Annotated in this window: 13 protein-coding genes; 10 read left to right on the top strand and 3 right to left on the bottom strand. The window is 72.3% G+C overall.

What is annotated here, in order from left to right; all coding sequences use genetic code 11:
- The first annotated feature begins 202 nt into the window (after positions 1–202).
- The 7 genes from D459_RS37410 (at position 203) to D459_RS0123855 (ending at position 6983) form a co-directional block, all read left to right on the top strand.
- Positions 203–2785: a transglycosylase domain-containing protein gene (locus tag D459_RS37410; RefSeq protein WP_017595526.1), complete on the top strand. Its 2583-nt coding sequence runs from the start codon at positions 203–205 to the stop codon at positions 2783–2785.
- Between the two features lie 572 nt (positions 2786–3357).
- Entirely contained in the window at positions 3358–4203 is an 846-nt protein-coding gene (locus tag D459_RS37090; protein WP_241485114.1) for a glycosyltransferase 87 family protein, read from the top strand.
- Positions 4204–4279: 76 nt separating this feature from the next.
- Positions 4280–4570 carry a 30S ribosomal protein S6 gene (gene rpsF, locus D459_RS0123875; protein ID WP_026120709.1) on the top strand — a complete coding sequence of 97 codons (291 nt, stop codon included), beginning with the start codon at positions 4280–4282 and terminating at the stop codon, positions 4568–4570.
- 68 nt (positions 4571–4638) lie between these two features.
- Positions 4639–5211 (top strand): single-stranded DNA-binding protein, encoded by a 573-nt coding sequence (locus D459_RS0123870; protein ID WP_017595523.1) that lies wholly within the window; start codon positions 4639–4641, stop codon positions 5209–5211.
- A 68-nt stretch (positions 5212–5279) separates the two neighbouring features.
- Positions 5280–5516 (top strand): 30S ribosomal protein S18, encoded by a 237-nt coding sequence (gene rpsR, locus D459_RS0123865; protein ID WP_017595522.1) that lies wholly within the window; start codon positions 5280–5282, stop codon positions 5514–5516.
- A 27-nt stretch (positions 5517–5543) separates the two neighbouring features.
- Entirely contained in the window at positions 5544–5990 is a 447-nt protein-coding gene (gene rplI / locus D459_RS0123860) for a 50S ribosomal protein L9 (RefSeq protein ID WP_017595521.1), read from the top strand.
- Between the two features lie 165 nt (positions 5991–6155).
- The gene (locus D459_RS0123855) at positions 6156–6983 is read left to right on the top strand and encodes a peptidoglycan recognition protein family protein (RefSeq protein WP_017595520.1); all 828 of its coding nucleotides are present in this window, start codon (positions 6156–6158) and stop codon (positions 6981–6983) included.
- A gap of 84 nt (positions 6984–7067) precedes the next feature.
- Here the strand turns inward: D459_RS0123855 and D459_RS0123850 are convergent, their stop codons facing one another.
- On the bottom strand, positions 7068–8423 hold the full coding sequence (locus D459_RS0123850) for an MATE family efflux transporter (RefSeq protein WP_017595519.1): 1356 nt from the start codon (positions 8421–8423) through the stop codon (positions 7068–7070).
- A 371-nt stretch (positions 8424–8794) separates the two neighbouring features.
- Here D459_RS0123850 and D459_RS0123845 point away from each other — a divergent pair, with 371 nt between their 5' ends.
- The 3 genes from D459_RS0123845 (at position 8795) to D459_RS0123835 (ending at position 14541) form a co-directional block, all read left to right on the top strand.
- A complete protein-coding gene (locus tag D459_RS0123845; protein ID WP_020380316.1) occupies positions 8795–11425 on the top strand; it encodes a replicative DNA helicase in 2631 nt (876 codons plus the stop codon).
- 379 nt (positions 11426–11804) lie between these two features.
- The gene (locus tag D459_RS0123840; RefSeq protein WP_017595517.1) at positions 11805–13409 is read left to right on the top strand and encodes an ABC-F family ATP-binding cassette domain-containing protein; all 1605 of its coding nucleotides are present in this window, start codon (positions 11805–11807) and stop codon (positions 13407–13409) included.
- Positions 13410–13539: 130 nt separating this feature from the next.
- A complete protein-coding gene (locus D459_RS0123835; protein ID WP_017595516.1) occupies positions 13540–14541 on the top strand; it encodes an endonuclease/exonuclease/phosphatase family protein in 1002 nt (333 codons plus the stop codon).
- Between the two features lie 79 nt (positions 14542–14620).
- Here the strand turns inward: D459_RS0123835 and D459_RS0123830 are convergent, their stop codons facing one another.
- Positions 14621–14854, bottom strand: a complete 234-nt coding sequence (locus D459_RS0123830) for a hypothetical protein (RefSeq protein WP_017595515.1) — start codon at positions 14852–14854, stop codon at positions 14621–14623.
- Positions 14855–15131: 277 nt separating this feature from the next.
- Positions 15132–15647 carry a PH domain-containing protein gene (locus D459_RS0123825; protein WP_017595514.1) on the bottom strand — a complete coding sequence of 172 codons (516 nt, stop codon included), beginning with the start codon at positions 15645–15647 and terminating at the stop codon, positions 15132–15134.
- Positions 15648–15651: the final 4 nt, after the last annotated feature.

Here is a 15651-nt window from a genome sequence, read left to right as displayed (position 1 = left end):
GAGGACCACGTCTTCCGGTCGGGCGGAAAACCCCGTACCCGGGTGGAGCGTCCCAAGGAGGGATCGCCGGTCTCCCCCCGAGACCGCGTCCCCCGCGGCGCTTCCCGGGCACCCGGCTGGAACGGATCCCCCAGGGGGAGTTCCGCTCCCTCCCACCCCGAGTCGTAAGGCCGATCGGCCGCAGAGAAGCAATCGAGGACGCGTGAGTACCGAGAGACGACGTAACGCCGGCGGCGGCCGCCGCCGGGCCTCTGGCCCGGACGACGGCCCCCGCGGCAGCGGCGGCAGGCGGCGGGCCGACGGCCCGCCCAGGGACGAACGCGCCGGCGGCCGTCGCGCTGCACCCAGTGACGACGGCGGCTTCTGGGACGATGAACGCCCCACCCGGCGCCGTTCCGCGGAGGCCCGCTCCGGCGGGTCCCGCTCCGAGGGCGGCGGCCGGCGCCGCCCCCCGGAGGAGCGCCGGGGCCGCGACCGGGGCCGGGAGGCCGAGCACGGGGCCCGCTCCGGCGGATCCCGCCGCGCCCAGGGCGGAGGCGGCCGCAGGCGGCCCCCCTCGCGCCGGGACGAACCGGACGACCGCGGCCCGGTCAAGCGGTTCTTCGCCAAGGTGTGGAAGCCCGCGCTGATCACCTGCGGCGTGCTCTTCGCCGGCGGCGTCGCCGCGCTGGCGATCTTCTACTTCACCCTGGGCGACGCCGAGGACATGCAGGCGCAGGCCGACGCGGTCAAGGAGGCGTCGGTGATCACCGACGCCGGCGGAGAGAAGCTCATCACCACCGGTGAGGTCAACCGGCAGAACGTCACCCGGGACGAGATCCCGGACAGCGTGGTGAACGGCGTGCTCGGCACCGAGCAGCGCACCTTCCCCAGCGACGGCGGCATCTCGATCACCGGCACCATGCGGGCGGTGCTCAGCGGCGGCTCGGCCGGCGGCGGTTCCACCATCACCCAGCAGATGGCCCGGAACTACTACGACGGCCTCTCCCAGGAGCAGACCTACACCCGCAAGCTCAAGGAGATCCTGATCTCCATCAAGCTGGGCAACCAGCTCAGCAAGGACCAGATCATCACGCAGTACCTGAACACCATCTACTTCGGGCGCAACGCCTACGGTGTGCAGGCCGCGGCCCAGGCCTACTTCGGCAAGGACGTCAAGGACCTGGACGACGCCGAGGGCGCGTTCATCGGCGCCATCATCCAGCAGCCGGGCAACTTCGAGAACTACGAAGCCGACCCGAAGATGCAGGAGATCCTCGAGGAGCGCTGGCGCGAGGACACGCTGCACGGCATGAACGTGATGTACGAGGAGTACGACGGCGAGTACGGCCTCCCCAAGGAGGAGACCGACAAGCTGGAGTTCCCCGAGACCGTGAAGTACACAGTCGGCGGCGAGGACTACAGCGGCTACAAGGGCTACGTCCGCAACGCGGTCCTCGCCGAGGCCGAGTCGCGCTATGGCGTCTCCCCCGAGCAGATCACCAAGGGCGGCTACCAGATCTCCACCTCGCTGGAGCCGAAGCTGATGACGGCCGCCTCCGAGGCCTTCACCCAGGCGCTGCCCGAGGGCATGCCCGAGGACACCAACTACGGCCTCACCGCGGTCGACCCCGCGACCGGTGAGATCAAGGCGTTCAACGGCGGCAGCGACTTCACCACCGACGCCAACAACTCCCTCACCGAGCGGGCCCAGGCCGGCTCGGCCTTCAAGCCCTACGTGCTGGCCACCGGGCTCTCCAACGGGATCAGCCTGAACAGCAAGTTCGACGGCAACTCCCCGCAGACCTTCGAGGGCATCGAGGGCGAGATCCAGAACGACAGCAACAAGTCCTGGGGCACGGTGGACCTGGTCGAGTCCACCAAGCACTCGGTGAACACCTCGTTCGTCGAGCTCACCCAGCAGGTCGGCGCGCAGGCGGTGAAGGACACCGCGCTGGCCGCGGGCATCGCCGAGGAGCAGCTGGAGACCGCCCAGCTCGGCCCCAACATCGCGCTGGGCACCTACCAGGTCCGCGCGCTGGACCAGGCGACCGGCTTCGCCACCTTCGCCAACCAGGGCGTGCACATCCCGCCGCACATGATCACCAAGATGGTGGACCCGAACGGCAACGAGGTCACCCCCAACGACGCGGAGGAGCTCGAGGGCGTCCGCGCCTTCGAGGCCGACGTCGCCGCGGACGCCACCTACGCCATGCAGCAGGTGGTCAGCCCGGACGGCGGCGGCAAGGAGGCCATGCTCTCCGACGGCCGCCCGGTGGCCGGCAAGACCGGTACCTCCAACGACGCCAAGTCCGCCTGGTTCGTCGGCTACACCCCGCAGATGTCCACCGCGGTCGGCCTCTTCCGGGACGGCGGCAAGCAGCTGGAGATCCCCGGCGTGCAGGACGTCTACGGCGGTACCACCTCGGCCAAGATCTGGAAGGCCTTCATGGAGGAGGCCATGAAGGGCGTCGAGGTGAAGCAGTTCCCGCCGCGGGCCGGGGTCGGCGACGACCAGAGCTTCCTGCCCGCGACCCCGACCCCGCCCCCCTCCGGCGAGCCGAGCGCGCCGCCGCCGTCGCAGGAGCCCGAGGAGTCGCCCGACCCCTCCACCTCGCCTCCGATGAGCCCGCCGCCGGCGACCGAGGAGCCGTGCATCCCGTTCCCGGGCAACGACTGCGAGACCGGTGAGCCGGAGGAGCCGGGCGGTCCCGGCGGCCCCGGCGGCCCCGGTGACGGGGAGGACGACAACGGCGGCGGCGGTGGCGGCGGTGGCTGGGACCCGTTCGCCCGCAGGGACGACTGACCAGCGAACAGGAGCGACGTGACCTCAACGTCCGGAGGAGACGGACGTCCCGGTGCCGGTGGCGGCCAGCAGGCCGCCGCCGGCACTCGGCGTCTTCAGGGCGGTCCGCCGCAGGACCGGACCCCGTGGGGGGTGCTCGCCGCGCTCGGCGCGACCGGGGCGCTCCTCGGCTACCTGGCCAAGGCCCCCTGCCGCCTCGGCGGCGCCTGGCTCGACGGCGGCCAGTACGCCGCCGCCTGCTACAGCGACGTGTTCCCGCTGTACTACCGGGACGGCCTGGACCAGGGCGCCCTGCCCTACCTGGACCGGCCGGTGGAGTACCCGGTGCTCACCGGCGGGCTGATGCACCTGATCGGCCGGGCCGTCTCCGGGCTGCCGGACACGCTCAGCCGGGCCCTGGCCTACTTCGACCTCACCGCCGCGGTGATGGGCGCCTGCCTGGTCGCCACCGCGATGTGCACCGGCCACCTGGCCGGCCGGGGCGGGCTGCGCCCCCCCCCGCGGCGGGGGAGGGGTTCGACCGGCGCCGGGCGCTGCTGGCCGGCGGCGCGGTCGCGCTCGCCCCCGCCGCGGTGCTCACCGCCTACATCAACTGGGACCTGCTCGCGGTGGCGCTGCTCTCCGGCGGGCTGGTACTGCTCGGCCGGGCCCGGTACCGGTCCGGGGGCGCCCTGGTCGGGCTGGCGGTGGCCGCGAAGTTCTACCCCTTCCTGGTGTTCGGCCCGCTGCTGGTGCTGGTGCTGCGCCGGTGGACCGGGCGGGACGGCGGGATGGCGCCGCAGGACCTGCTCCGCGCCCTGGGCGGGGCGGCGGCCGCCTGGGCCGCGGTGAACCTCCCGGTGCTGATCGCGGCCCCGGAGGGGTGGGCGACCTTCTTCACCTTCAGCCGGGAGCGCGGCGCGGACTGGGGGTCGCTCTACTACGTGCTCGACGGCTACGGCCTGTTCGACACCGGCGACCACGACCTGGTCAACACCGCGGGGACGGTCTCGCTGGCCGCGGCGTGCGCGCTGATCGCCGCCATCGGGGTGTTCGCCCGCCGCCCGCCGCGGCCGGAGCAGCTGGTGTTCCTGGTGGTGGCCGCGTTCCTGCTGACCAACAAGGTCTGGTCGCCGCAGTTCGTGCTCTGGCTGGTCCCGCTGGCGGTACTGGCCTGGCCGCGGACCATGGGCACCTGGCCGCCGCTCCTGGCGTTCGTGCTCTGGCAGGCCGCCGAGACCGCCTACTTCTTCGGCATCTGGCAGCACCTGATGCACATGACCTGGGCGGCCGAGGGGGCCGTCGGGCCGGAGCAGGGGCTGGCCTTCGCCGGCTACTCGGTGCTCTCCCTGGCGCGCTCGGCCTCCCTGCTCGGGCTCTGCGCCTGCGTGGCCGCGGATTGCCTGCGAAGCGGCAAAACGGTCGCAGGCCTGCGGTAGCCTTGGCTTCCGTCTGGCTCAATGCCCTCCTGCCATGGAAAGACCATGGCCGCGACAGTCCAGAGGAGGAACGACGATGCGTCGTTACGAAGTTATGGTCATCCTCGACCCCACCCTCGACGAGCGCACGGTGGCGCCGTCGCTGGAGCAGTTCCTCGCGGTGGTCCGCAACGACGGCGGCTCCGTGGAGAAGGTCGACGTCTGGGGGAAGCGCCGCCTCTCCTACGACATCGCCAAGAACGCCGACGGCATCTACGCCGTCATCGACCTCACCTCCGAGCCGGCCACGGTGAAGGAGCTCGACCGTCAGCTCAACCTGACCGAGTCCGTCCTGCGCACCAAGGTCCTCCGCCCCGAGGCGCACTAGAGGCGTCGCAGCGCGCCGCGCACGCACTCTCCCCGCCTGATCCGAACTATTCGAACCCGGAGCCATCCATGGCAGGCGAAACTCAGATCACGCTCGTCGGCAACCTGGTCGACGACCCTGAGCTGCGATTCACCCCCAGTGGGGCGGCGGTCGCGAACTTCCGCGTGGCCTCCACCCCGCGCGTCTTCGACCGGCAGAGCGGCGAATGGCGGGACGGCGAGTCCATGTTCCTCAGCTGCTCCGTGTGGCGGCAGTACGCGGAGAACGTGGCCGAGAGCCTGCAGCGCGGCATGCGCGTCATCGTCCAGGGCCGCCTCAAGCAGCGGTCGTACGAGACCAAGGAGGGCGAGAAGCGCACCGTCTTCGAGATCGACGTCGAAGAGGTCGGCCCGGCCCTGCGCAGCGCCACCGCGAAGGTGACCAAGACGCAGCGCCAGGGCGGCCAGGGCGGCGGTGGCGGCTTCGGCGGCGGCCCCCAGCAGGGGGGCGGCGGCTACGGCGGCCAGGGGGGCCAGTCCGGCGGCTTCGGCGGCGGCTCCCAGGGCGGCGGGCGCCCTCCCGCGGACGACCCGTGGGCGACCAACGGCGGTGGCGGCGGCGGTTTCGGCGGCGGGGGATTCTCCGACGAGCCGCCGTTCTAGACCGCGTTCAATTCCTGTCCGAATGACCATCCCCGGATGATCCGGGGCTCTTGCGAAGGAGCACCACGATGGCGAAGCCGGCAGCGCGCAAGCCCAAGAAGAAGGTTTGCCTTTTCTGCCAGGAGAAGCTGTCCTACATCGACTACAAGGACACTACTCTGCTGCGCAAGTTCATCTCCGACCGCGGCAAGATCCGCGCCCGTCGGGTGACCGGCAACTGCACGCAGCACCAGCGCGACGTCGCGACGGCGATCAAGAACGCCCGCGAGATGGCGCTGCTGCCCTACACCAGCACCGCTCGCTAACGGGGAATTCCGAGGGAGGTATTAGTCGTGAAGCTGATTCTGACCCACGAGGTCAACGGTCTCGGTGCCCCCGGCGACGTCGTCGAGGTGAAGGACGGCTACGGCCGCAACTACCTGCTGCCCCGCGGTTTCGCCATCCGGTGGACCCGCGGCGGACAGAAGCAGATCGACTCGATCCGCCGGGCCCGCCAGGCCCGTGACATCCGCACCCTGGAGGAGGCCCAGCAGATCGCCGGCCAGATCGGCGCTCTGACGGTCACCCTCACCCAGCGTGCGGGCGACGGCGGCCGGCTGTTCGGCTCGGTCACCGCGGCCGACGTCGCCGAGGCGGTCAAGGCCGCCGGCGGCCCGAAGGTCGACAAGCGCCGGATCGAGATCAAGAACGCGATCAAGTCCGTCGGCGCGCACAAGGTGCAGATCCGCCTGCACCCCGAGGTGTCCGCCACCATCGCGCTGGAGGTCGTCGGCGGCTGACGCCGGCGCACCCCGCGCGGGGACGCGCATCGGGCCCCGCCCCTCCCGGGGGCGGGGCCTTCGCCGTTCCGCGACACGCCGTGTGACTTATAGTAATTCTTTCATCACTATTCGTAACTTATCTTTTTCTGTGGGCCCGTTTCCCCACAGGAAGGATGAGGCCAGATGTCCGTTCACGAGCTGGGAGACCCCGAGCGGCGGGGGATGACGCGCAGAACGGCGGTCCGCGCCGCGGCGGCCGCGGCCGGCGGTGCACTGCTGGGCGGCGCGCTCGACCTCGCCTCCCCCGGAAACGCCCTCGCGGACGGCGGACCCCACGTCTACAGCCGCTCCGACTGGGGGGCGCGGCCGCCCAAGGCGTCCGCGACCGTCGTGTCCCGACCGGACCACATCGTGGTGCACCACACCGCCACCGCCAACAGCACCGACTACTCCAAGAGCCACGCGGCCGCGCTGTCCCGCGCGATCCAGCGCTACCACATGGACAGCAACGGCTGGGCGGACATCGGCCAGCAGTTCACCATCTCCCGCGGCGGGTACGTGATGGAGGGGCGGAACCGCACCCTGGCCGCGGTGCGGCAGGGCCGGCACACCGTCGGGGCGCACACCGCCAACCACAACGCGCACACCGTGGGGATCGAGAACGAGGGGCTGTACGGCTCCGCCACCCCTCCGGAGAAGCTGTTCGCCTCCCTGGTGGAGACCTGCGCCTGGCTCTGCTCGGTCTACGACCTCGACCCGGACTCGGCCATCGTCGGCCACCGCGACTACAACGTCACCAGCTGCCCCGGGGACCGGCTCTACGCGATGCTGCCCCGGCTCCGCCGGGACGTGCAGACCCGGATGCGCACCCGCAGGCAGCAGGAGGAGCTGCTCGACCTGGCCGAGCTGCCCGCCGGCCACCTGCCCACCTACCCGGGCGCCCCGGTGACGGAGCGGACCGCGGCCTACTACCACGGCCCGGCCATCGGCGAGCGCGACCTCGGCCGCTGACCGGCCCCGCCCGCGATGGCACCGGAGCCGCGGCCATCCCGGGAGGCCGGGGACGCGCCGCGGCGCCGGAGCCGCGCGCCGGACTCAGCCCCGGGAGGCGCCCAGCACCGCCCAGGCGCCGCCGCGGGCCCGCAGCCCCAGGGTCACCCCGCGGGCCGCCATCCACACCCCGAAGGCGAGCCAGAGCCGGAACAGCCCGTCCGGGGAGCCGTCCGGGGTCGTCCACAGCACCAGGGCGGCGCACGGCAGGAAGGCGAGCATCGTCCACAGGCTGGCCCAGGCGAGGTAGCGCTGGTCGCCGGCGCCCATCAGAATGCCGTCCAGCACCATCACCACGCCGCTCAGCGGCTGCAGCACGGCCACCACCGGAAGCACCCCGATGATCAGGGCGTGCACCTGCGGATCGGAGGTGAACGGCAGCGGCGCCCACGGCCGCAGCAGCAGCACCAGGACGGCGAAGACCAGCCCGGTCAGCACGCCCCACTCCACCATCCGGCGGGTGGCCGAACGCGCCCCGGCGGCGTCCGAGGCGCCCAGGTACCGGCCGATGATCGCCTGCCCGGCCACCGCGATCGCGTCCATCGCGAACACCAGCAGCGACCACAGCTGGAAGACCACCTGCTGGGCGGCGATGTCGGCGTCGCCCATCCGGGCCGCCACCGCGGTGGTCACCACCAGCACCACCCGCAGCGACACGGTCCGCACGAACAGCGCGACCCCGGAGGCGGCCGAGGCGCGCAGCCCGGCCGCGTCCGGCGCCAGCCGCACGCCCTCCCGCCACGCCGCGCGGACCACCACCGCGACGTAGACCGCGGCCCCGCCGCCCTGCGCCACGACCGTGGCCCAGGCCGACCCGGCGATCCCCCAGTCCAGGACGAGCACCAGCAGCGCGCAGAGCGCGCCGTTGGCGGCGAACATCGCCACCGAGACGACCAGCGGGGTGCGCGCGTTCTGCAGCCCGCGCAGCACCCCGGTCCCGGCCATGACGAGCAGCAGCGACGGCGTGCTGAGCAGGCTGATCCGCAGGTAGTCCACGGCGTGCGGGGCGACGTCGGGGGAGGCGCCGAGCACCTCGACCAGCCACGGGGAGAGCGGGATGCCGGCGGCGGCCACCGCGGCCCCGATGAGCAGCGCCAGCCACAGCCCGTCGATGCCGCTGCGCAGCCCGGAGCGGACGTCGCCGGCGCCGAACCGCCGGGCCACCGCGGCGGTGGTGCCGTAGGCGAGGAAGATGCACAGGTTGGCCAGGGTCATCAGCACCTGGCCGGCGATGCCGAGGCCGCCGAGGGCCTCGGTGCCCAGGGTGCCGACGATCGCGGTGTCGGTGAGCAGCAGCAGCGGCTCGGCGATCAGCGCGAAGAAGGTCGGCACCGCCAGGTGCAGGATCTCCCGGTCGTGGCGGTGGCGGAACGGGAGGGCGGAGAGCAGTGGCTTGGGCATGGCCTTGCCACGCTAGCGGACTCCGATGACGGTCCGGACGGGTGTTCGATCGGAACCGCCGGTTTTCCACCGCGTGTCGCACGGCCTGTGGATAACCTGTGGACACCGGGATGTGAACTTTCTTTCGCACACAGGTGCTTCAGTGCGTTTTTGCAGGTCAAGTAAGATATGTCAGCGTCCCGAGGAAGTTATCCACAGGTGTTGTGCACAAGCTATCCGCAGGATCGCCGGAGTCATCCACAGGATCTCCCCAGCGCCGTCCACAGGTCGCTTTGCCTTTGCGGCCGTGCAGTCGCGACAATCCATAGGACCGGCACCCGGAGCATGCGGACCACCCGCCCGGGTGCGGGCCGTCACCAGGGGGAGAGTACGTGAGCGTGGCAGAGCACCCGCCGGAGCAGACCGGTTTCGAGCGGACGCCTCCGCACGACATCCTGGCCGAGCAGAGCGTGCTCGGCGGAATGCTGCTGTCCAAGGACGCCATCAGCGAGGTCGTGGAGATCGTCCGCTCCTCCGACTTCTACCGCCCCGCGCACCAGATCGTCTTCGACGCCGCGGTGAACCTGTTCTCCCGCGGCGAGCCGGTGGACGCCATCTCGGTCAACGCCGAGCTCACCAAGCGGGGCGAGATCACCCGGGTGGGCGGCGCCCCCTACCTGCACACCCTCACCGAGGCCATCCCCACCGCGGCCAACGCCGGCTACTACGCCCGCATCGTCGCCGACCGCGCGGTCCTGCGCCGCCTGGTCGAGGTCGGCACGCACATCGCCCAGATGGGCTACGCCGGCGACGGCGAGGTCGACGACATCGTCGACCACGCCCAGGCCGAGGTCTTCAAGGTCGCCGAGAAGCGCACCGGCGAGGACTACCTCCCGCTCAGCGACATCATGCCCGGCGCCCTCGACGAGATCGAGGCGATCTCCGCCCACGACGGCTCGATGACCGGCGTCCCCACCGGCTTCACCGACTTCGACCAGCTCACCAACGGCCTCCACCCGGGCCAGATGGTGATCATCGCGGCCCGCCCGGCCGTGGGCAAGTCGACGCTGGCCTTGGACTTCGCCCGTGCCGCGTCGATCAAACACCAGCTGACCAGCGTCTTCTTCAGTCTGGAGATGGGGCGGAACGAGATCGTCATGCGGCTGCTCTCCGCTGAGGCGCGGGTGCCGCTGCACACGATGAGATCCGGGCTGATGACCGACGACGACTGGCAGCGGCTGGCCCGCCGGATGGGCGAGGTGGCCAGCGCGCCGCTGTTCATCGACGACTCGCCCAACATGTCGATGATGGAGATCCGGGCCAAGTGCCGGCGGCTCAAGCAGCAGCACGACCTCAAGCTGGTCATCGTCGACTACCTCCAGCTGATGAGCTCCAGCGGCCGGGTGGAGAGCCGCCAGCAGGAGGTCTCCGAGTTCTCCCGGTCCCTCAAGCTCCTCGCCAAGGAGCTGGAGGTGCCGGTCATCGCGCTCTCCCAGCTCAACCGGGGCCCCGAACAGAGAACGGACAAAAAGCCCCAGGTTAGCGATCTTCGTGAATCGGGCTGCTTGACCGCGGACACGCGGATCCTGCGAGCCGATACCGGAGCGGAGACCACCATGGGCGAGCTCTTCGCCTCAGGGGAGAAGGACGTCCCCGTCTGGGCCCTGGACGAGCGGCTGCGGCTCGCCCCCCGGACCATGACCCACGTCTTCTCCAGCGGGGTCAAGGAGGTCTTCCGGCTGCGGCTCAGGTCCGGGCGCGAGGTGACGGCCTCGGCCAACCACCCCTTCCTCACCTATGACGGATGGAAGCCCCTTTCGGAGCTGTCTGCGGGGGACCGGCTCGCGGTGCCCCGGCACACCTCCGCCCCGGAGAAGGCCGAGTACCTGCCCGAGGCGGAGCTGATCGTACTGGCGCACCTGATCGGGGACGGCTCGTTCGTCAGACGCCAGCCGATCCGCTACGCGAGCACCGACGAGGCCAACCTCGCTGCGGTCGCAGAGGCCGCCCGGCACTTCGGGATCACCGCGGTCCGGGATGAGCATCCCGCCGCCCGGAGCGTGTCGCTCAGACTGCCGGCGCCGTACCGCCTCACGCACGGAAAGAGGAACCCGATCGCGGAGTGGCTGGACGGGATGGGCCTGTTCGGGCTGCGCAGCCATGAGAAGTTCGTCCCTGCCGAGGTCTTCGGGCTCGCCAATGAGCAGATCGCCCTCTTCCTCCGGCACCTGTGGGCGACGGACGGCTGCGTCTTCTGGGACGACAAGAACGGCCAGGCCCGGGTCTACTACGCCACGACCAGTCGGCGGCTCGCCGATGACATCGCGGTCCTGCTGCTCCGCTTCAACGTGATGACGCGAGTGAAGACGGTGACCAAGAAGGGATACCGCCCCGGCTACCAGCTCCATGTCTACGGGGGCGAGAACCAGGTCCGCTTCCTGGAGAAGGTCGGCGTGCACGGCGGCCGCTCGAAGGCCGCGGAGAGGTGCCTGGGCGAGCTGGGCACGCGCATTCCCAACACCAACCTGGACACGGTCCCGGTGCAGGTCTGGGACCGGGTTCGGACGACGCTGACGGAACGGGGGATGCCCCACCGGCGGTTCGCCGCGGCCATGGGCACCCAGTTCTGCGGAAGCGCGATGTGGAAGAGGGCGCCGAGCAGGCAGCGCATGGGCCGGATCGCGCGGGTCCTGGACGACGCGGACCTAGAGCTCATGGCCACGAACGACGTCTTCTGGGACGAGATCGCCGCCATCGAGCCCCTGGGACGGCAGGAGGTGTTCGACGCCACGGTCCTCGGAGCGCACAACTTCATCGCCAACGGGATCCACGTCCACAACTCCATCGAGCAGGATGCGGACATGGTGCTGCTGCTCTACCGGGAGGACGTGCACGACAAGGAGTCGCCGCGGGCCGGTGAGGCGGACATCATCGTCGCCAAGCACCGGAACGGCCCCACGGCCGAGGTGACCGTGGCGTTCCAGGGGCACTACAGCCGCTTCGTGGACATGGCGCCCGGCTGATCCGGAGCGGGGGCGGGAATCCGGGCACCGGGCGCGCGGTCCTCGCCGGGCGGCCCGGCGCGAGCGGCGGGCGCTTCCGGCCGCGGCACGGGGGAGCCGCGGCCGCGAGGCCTTGCCATCGGTCCGGAGAGTGTGTACCGTCCCCTCCCGTATCCGTCGTCCCCTGCTGGGAGAGGCCGTTGCTTCGTTGAGGTCCGAGACACCGTGCGCGCCGCTGCGGCGTTCACGTGTGCGACCTCCGAAGCGAACCGCCTGACGATCCGGGCCCTTCTGCCCGGTCCCTGCTTCGACTCCCGTCCTCTCCGCGGTCCCTGCACGGCCGCGCGGTGTCTCCACACGCTGCCCTTCACCACCGGTATGCAACGCGGGAGACCGAACCATGAGCCACGCCACCGCCCCTGTCCTGTGCACCGGAGTGTCGTTCGCCTGGTCGGACGGCACCCCGGTGCTGGACGGGATCTCCTGGGCCGCCGGCGACGGCCGCACCGGCCTGATCGGCCGCAACGGCAGCGGCAAGTCCACACTCCTGCGGCTGATCGCCGGCCGGCTCACCCCGGCCTCGGGCACCGTGCAGACCGCCGGAGAGGTCGGCTACCTGCCCCAGGACCTCACCCTGGACCCGTCGCTGCGGGTGGACGAGGTGCTGGGGGTGGCGGACGCCTGCGCCGCCCTGCGCGCCATCGAGGCCGGCAGCGTCCGCGAGGAGCACTTCACGGCCCTGGGCGACCGGTGGGACGTGGAGGAGCGCACCGGGGCCGTCCTGGCCCGCCTGGGCCTGGGTCACATCGGCCTGGACCGCACCGTCGGCGAGGTCTCCGGCGGCGAGGCGGTGCTGCTGCGCCTGGCCGCGCTGCTGCTGGCCCGCCCCGCCGTCCTGCTGCTGGACGAGCCCACCAACAACCTGGACCGCGAGGCCCGCCGCCACCTCCGGCGGGCGCTCGCCGAGTACCGGGGCGCCTCGATCACGGTGACCCACGACCGCGAGCTGCTGGAGGAGGTCGACCGGATCGCGGAGCTGCGCGGCGGCGCGGTGCGCACGTTCGGCGGCAACCTGACCGCCTACGAGGAGGCCGTCGCCGCCGAGCAGGAGGCCGCCGAGCAGGCGCACGCCACGGCCCGGGCCGACGTCGCCCGGCAGCGGCGCGATCTGGACGCGGCCCGGACCCGCCAGGCGCGCAGCTCCCGCTACGGGAAGAAGATGTTCGCGGACAACCGGCTGGACAAGATCGCGGCCCAGGCCAAGAAGCGCGCGGCCCAGGTCTCCCGGGGGAAGCAGCAGGCCGTGCACGAGCAGCGGCTGGCCGACGCCGAGGAGCGGCTGGAGGCGGCCGAGGGGCTGCTGCGCGAGGACGACGCCGTCCGGATCGACCTTCCGGACACCGCGGTCCCGGCCCGCCGCTCCGTGCTCACCCTGGACGGGCTCCGGCTGCGCACCGGGCGCCGGATCGAAGACCTGCAGGTCAGCGGGCCCGAGCGGATCGCGCTCACCGGGCGCAACGGTACCGGGAAGACCACCCTGCTGCGGACCGTCACCGGGGAGCTCGCCCCCGCCGAGGGGAGGGCCGAGGTGCACGTCCCGATGCGCCACCTGCCGCAGCGCCTGGACCTGCTCGACGGCTCGCTGTCCATCGCGGAGAACGTCGCGCGCCTCAACCCGCAGGCGACCGAGAACCGGATCCGCGCCCGGCTGGCCCGCTTCCTGTTCCGCGGCGGCCGCGCCGACCGGCCCGTCGGCACGCTCTCCGGCGGCGAGCGCTTCCGCGCGACCCTCGCCGCGCTGCTGCTGGCCCACCCGGCCCCGCAGCTCCTGCTGCTGGACGAGCCCACCAACAACCTGGACATGGAGAGCGTCGACCGGCTCGCCCAGGCCCTCGCCGGCTACCAGGGGGCGCTGATCGTGGTCAGCCACGACCGGCCCTTCCTCGACCGGATCGGGATCACCCGCCGGGTGGACCTGGACCCGCCCGTCCCGGAGCAGGGGTAGGGCCGGGCGGCCCGGCGGGCGCCGGGAATCCGGCCGGTGCGCCGCCGAGGGCGGTCCGGAACCGGGAACCGGAGTCCGGGCCCCGCCGTCATGTCGGGGAGTGCGGCCGATGGAGCGCAGAGGAGCCTTGATGGAGTTCGCGAAGAGAGCGGAGACGGACGCGGCCGGGCGCAGGGCGCCCCGGGGCGGTCCGGTGTGCGCCGTGCTGCTCGCGGCGGTGATCGGCCCCGCGGCGCTGCTCGCGGTGGTGCGGTCGGTCGGCCTCGACCGCGGGTTCGTACTGGTGTGGGCGATGGCGGTACTGCCGTACCTGGTCCCGGTCCTGGTCCTGGCGGCGGCCGCGGCCCTGCTGCTGCGGCGCCGGGGGGCGGCGCTCTGCGCCGGGCTGACCGGTCTGGCGCTGGCGGCTCCGATGGCCGACCGGGCGCTGCCGGAGGGCGGTGCGGCCGGGCCGGACGGGCCCCGGGTCCGGGTCGTCGCGCTCAACGCCCATTTCGGGCACGTGGATCCGGAGCGGATCGTGGACCTGGTGGACCGGCACCGGCCCGACGTGCTTGCGCTCCAGGAGGTGACGCCGGAGCTCGCCGGCGGGCTGCGGGAGGCGGGGCTGGAGGAGCGGCTCCCGCACGGGGTGGTCCGGGCGGCCGAGGCGGCCGCCGGCGGGGCGGTCTACGCCGCGCACCCGGTGCGGGACGCGGGCGACGTGGGCCGGGAGATCGGCTCTCTGGCGATGCCCGGCGCCTCGGTGGAGATCGGCGGGGCGCCGCCGGTGGAGGTGGTCTCGGTGCACCCGTTCTCACCGCGCCGCTCCACGATCGACCGGTGGCGGGCCGGGCTGCGGGCGCTTCCGGCCCCGGAGGACGACGTCCTGCGGGTGCTGGCGGGTGATTTCAACGCGACGCCGGACCACGCGGAGTTCCGCGCGGTCCTGGAGAAGGGGTACGTGGACGCGGCCGACGCGACCGGTTCGGGCCTGGCCGGGACCTGGCCGGCGCACCGGCCGGTCCCGCGGATCGCGCTGGACCACGTGCTGGCGGACGAGCGGATCGGGATCGCCGGGTTCGAGGCGGACGGCGGTGCGGGCGGTGCGCACCGCGCGGTCGTGGCGGACCTGGTGCTCCCGGCGGCCTGACCGGCGGCCGGACCCGGGCATGGACGAGGGGGCGCCGCGTGTGCGGCGCCCCCTCGGTGCTCTCGTCGCCTCGTCCGGCTCAGACCCAGTGGGCCTCGGGCCGGGTGCGGCCGTCGGGGCCGGTGGCCAGGACCCAGGTCAGGGTCGGGCGCTTCGGGGCGGTGTCCTCCTCGGCGGCCGGGCGGGGCGCGGGAAGACCCTCGCCGGTCCGGCGGGAGAGGCCGGGTGCGCGGCGGACGACGGTGCTCCGCGTCCGGCGGCGGACCGCGGGGCGACCGGTCTGAGTCGCCAGGGTCGGCGGCTTGCGAGCCATGGCTTCACCCCCTGCTTCAGCTTTCAGATGGACCACGTTAACCCGTCGTTCACCTAAGAGTCAATTTGGATTCCCGGGTTTCGTCCGCGGAGACGCCCGTGGGCAGGGTGAGCGGGCGGCCCCGGGGGTGGAGCGGCCGCCGAAAGTGAACAGAAGGTGAACAAATGGGGGTGGAGCGGGTGAACCCGGTGGTCCGGGGCGGATCCGGGCGGACCGGGCGGGCAAAGAAGAAGCGCCCGCCGGTGGGCGGGCGCTCGGGCCGGGGACGGCCTGGTGGTCACCCCTTGTCGGGGAAGATCAGGCCGACGACCTCAAGGTAGAGCTGCTCGGGGTAGGGCACGAAATTGATCCTGCTCAGTGCCTGGTCCTGGCCGGCGGACTCCATGACGAAGGTTCCGTAGCCGAGGAAGCGGCCGAGGATCGTCCGCTCGAAGCGCATGTCGGTCACCTTGCCCAGCGGCATCATGTTCACCTGCCGGGTGATCAGCCCCGTGGTGAGCAGAAGCCGCGCCGAGGTGATGACGAAGTAGTCCACCGACCACTCCGCGACCTTCCAGACGAACCACACCAGCACGAGCAGCCACACCCACCAGATGACGGCGAGCGCCGCCGGAGTGGCGGCCAGGGCGGTGTTGCTCAGGATGCCCGCGACGATCAGCGCGCCGAGCACGAGCGCCACCGGGCCCATCAGCACCGCGGGGTGCCGGCGGATGGTGACGACGTCCTGCTCGTGCGGGAGAAGGTAGCGGTTGACGGATGCGGGAGCCCGGTTGGACGATGCTACGAGCTTCATGGCC

It is taken from the genome of Nocardiopsis potens DSM 45234, assembly GCF_000341105.1.
Lineage (GTDB): Bacteria > Actinomycetota > Actinomycetes > Streptosporangiales > Streptosporangiaceae > Nocardiopsis_A > Nocardiopsis_A potens.
This window is presented reverse-complemented; position numbering and strand designations above follow the sequence as displayed.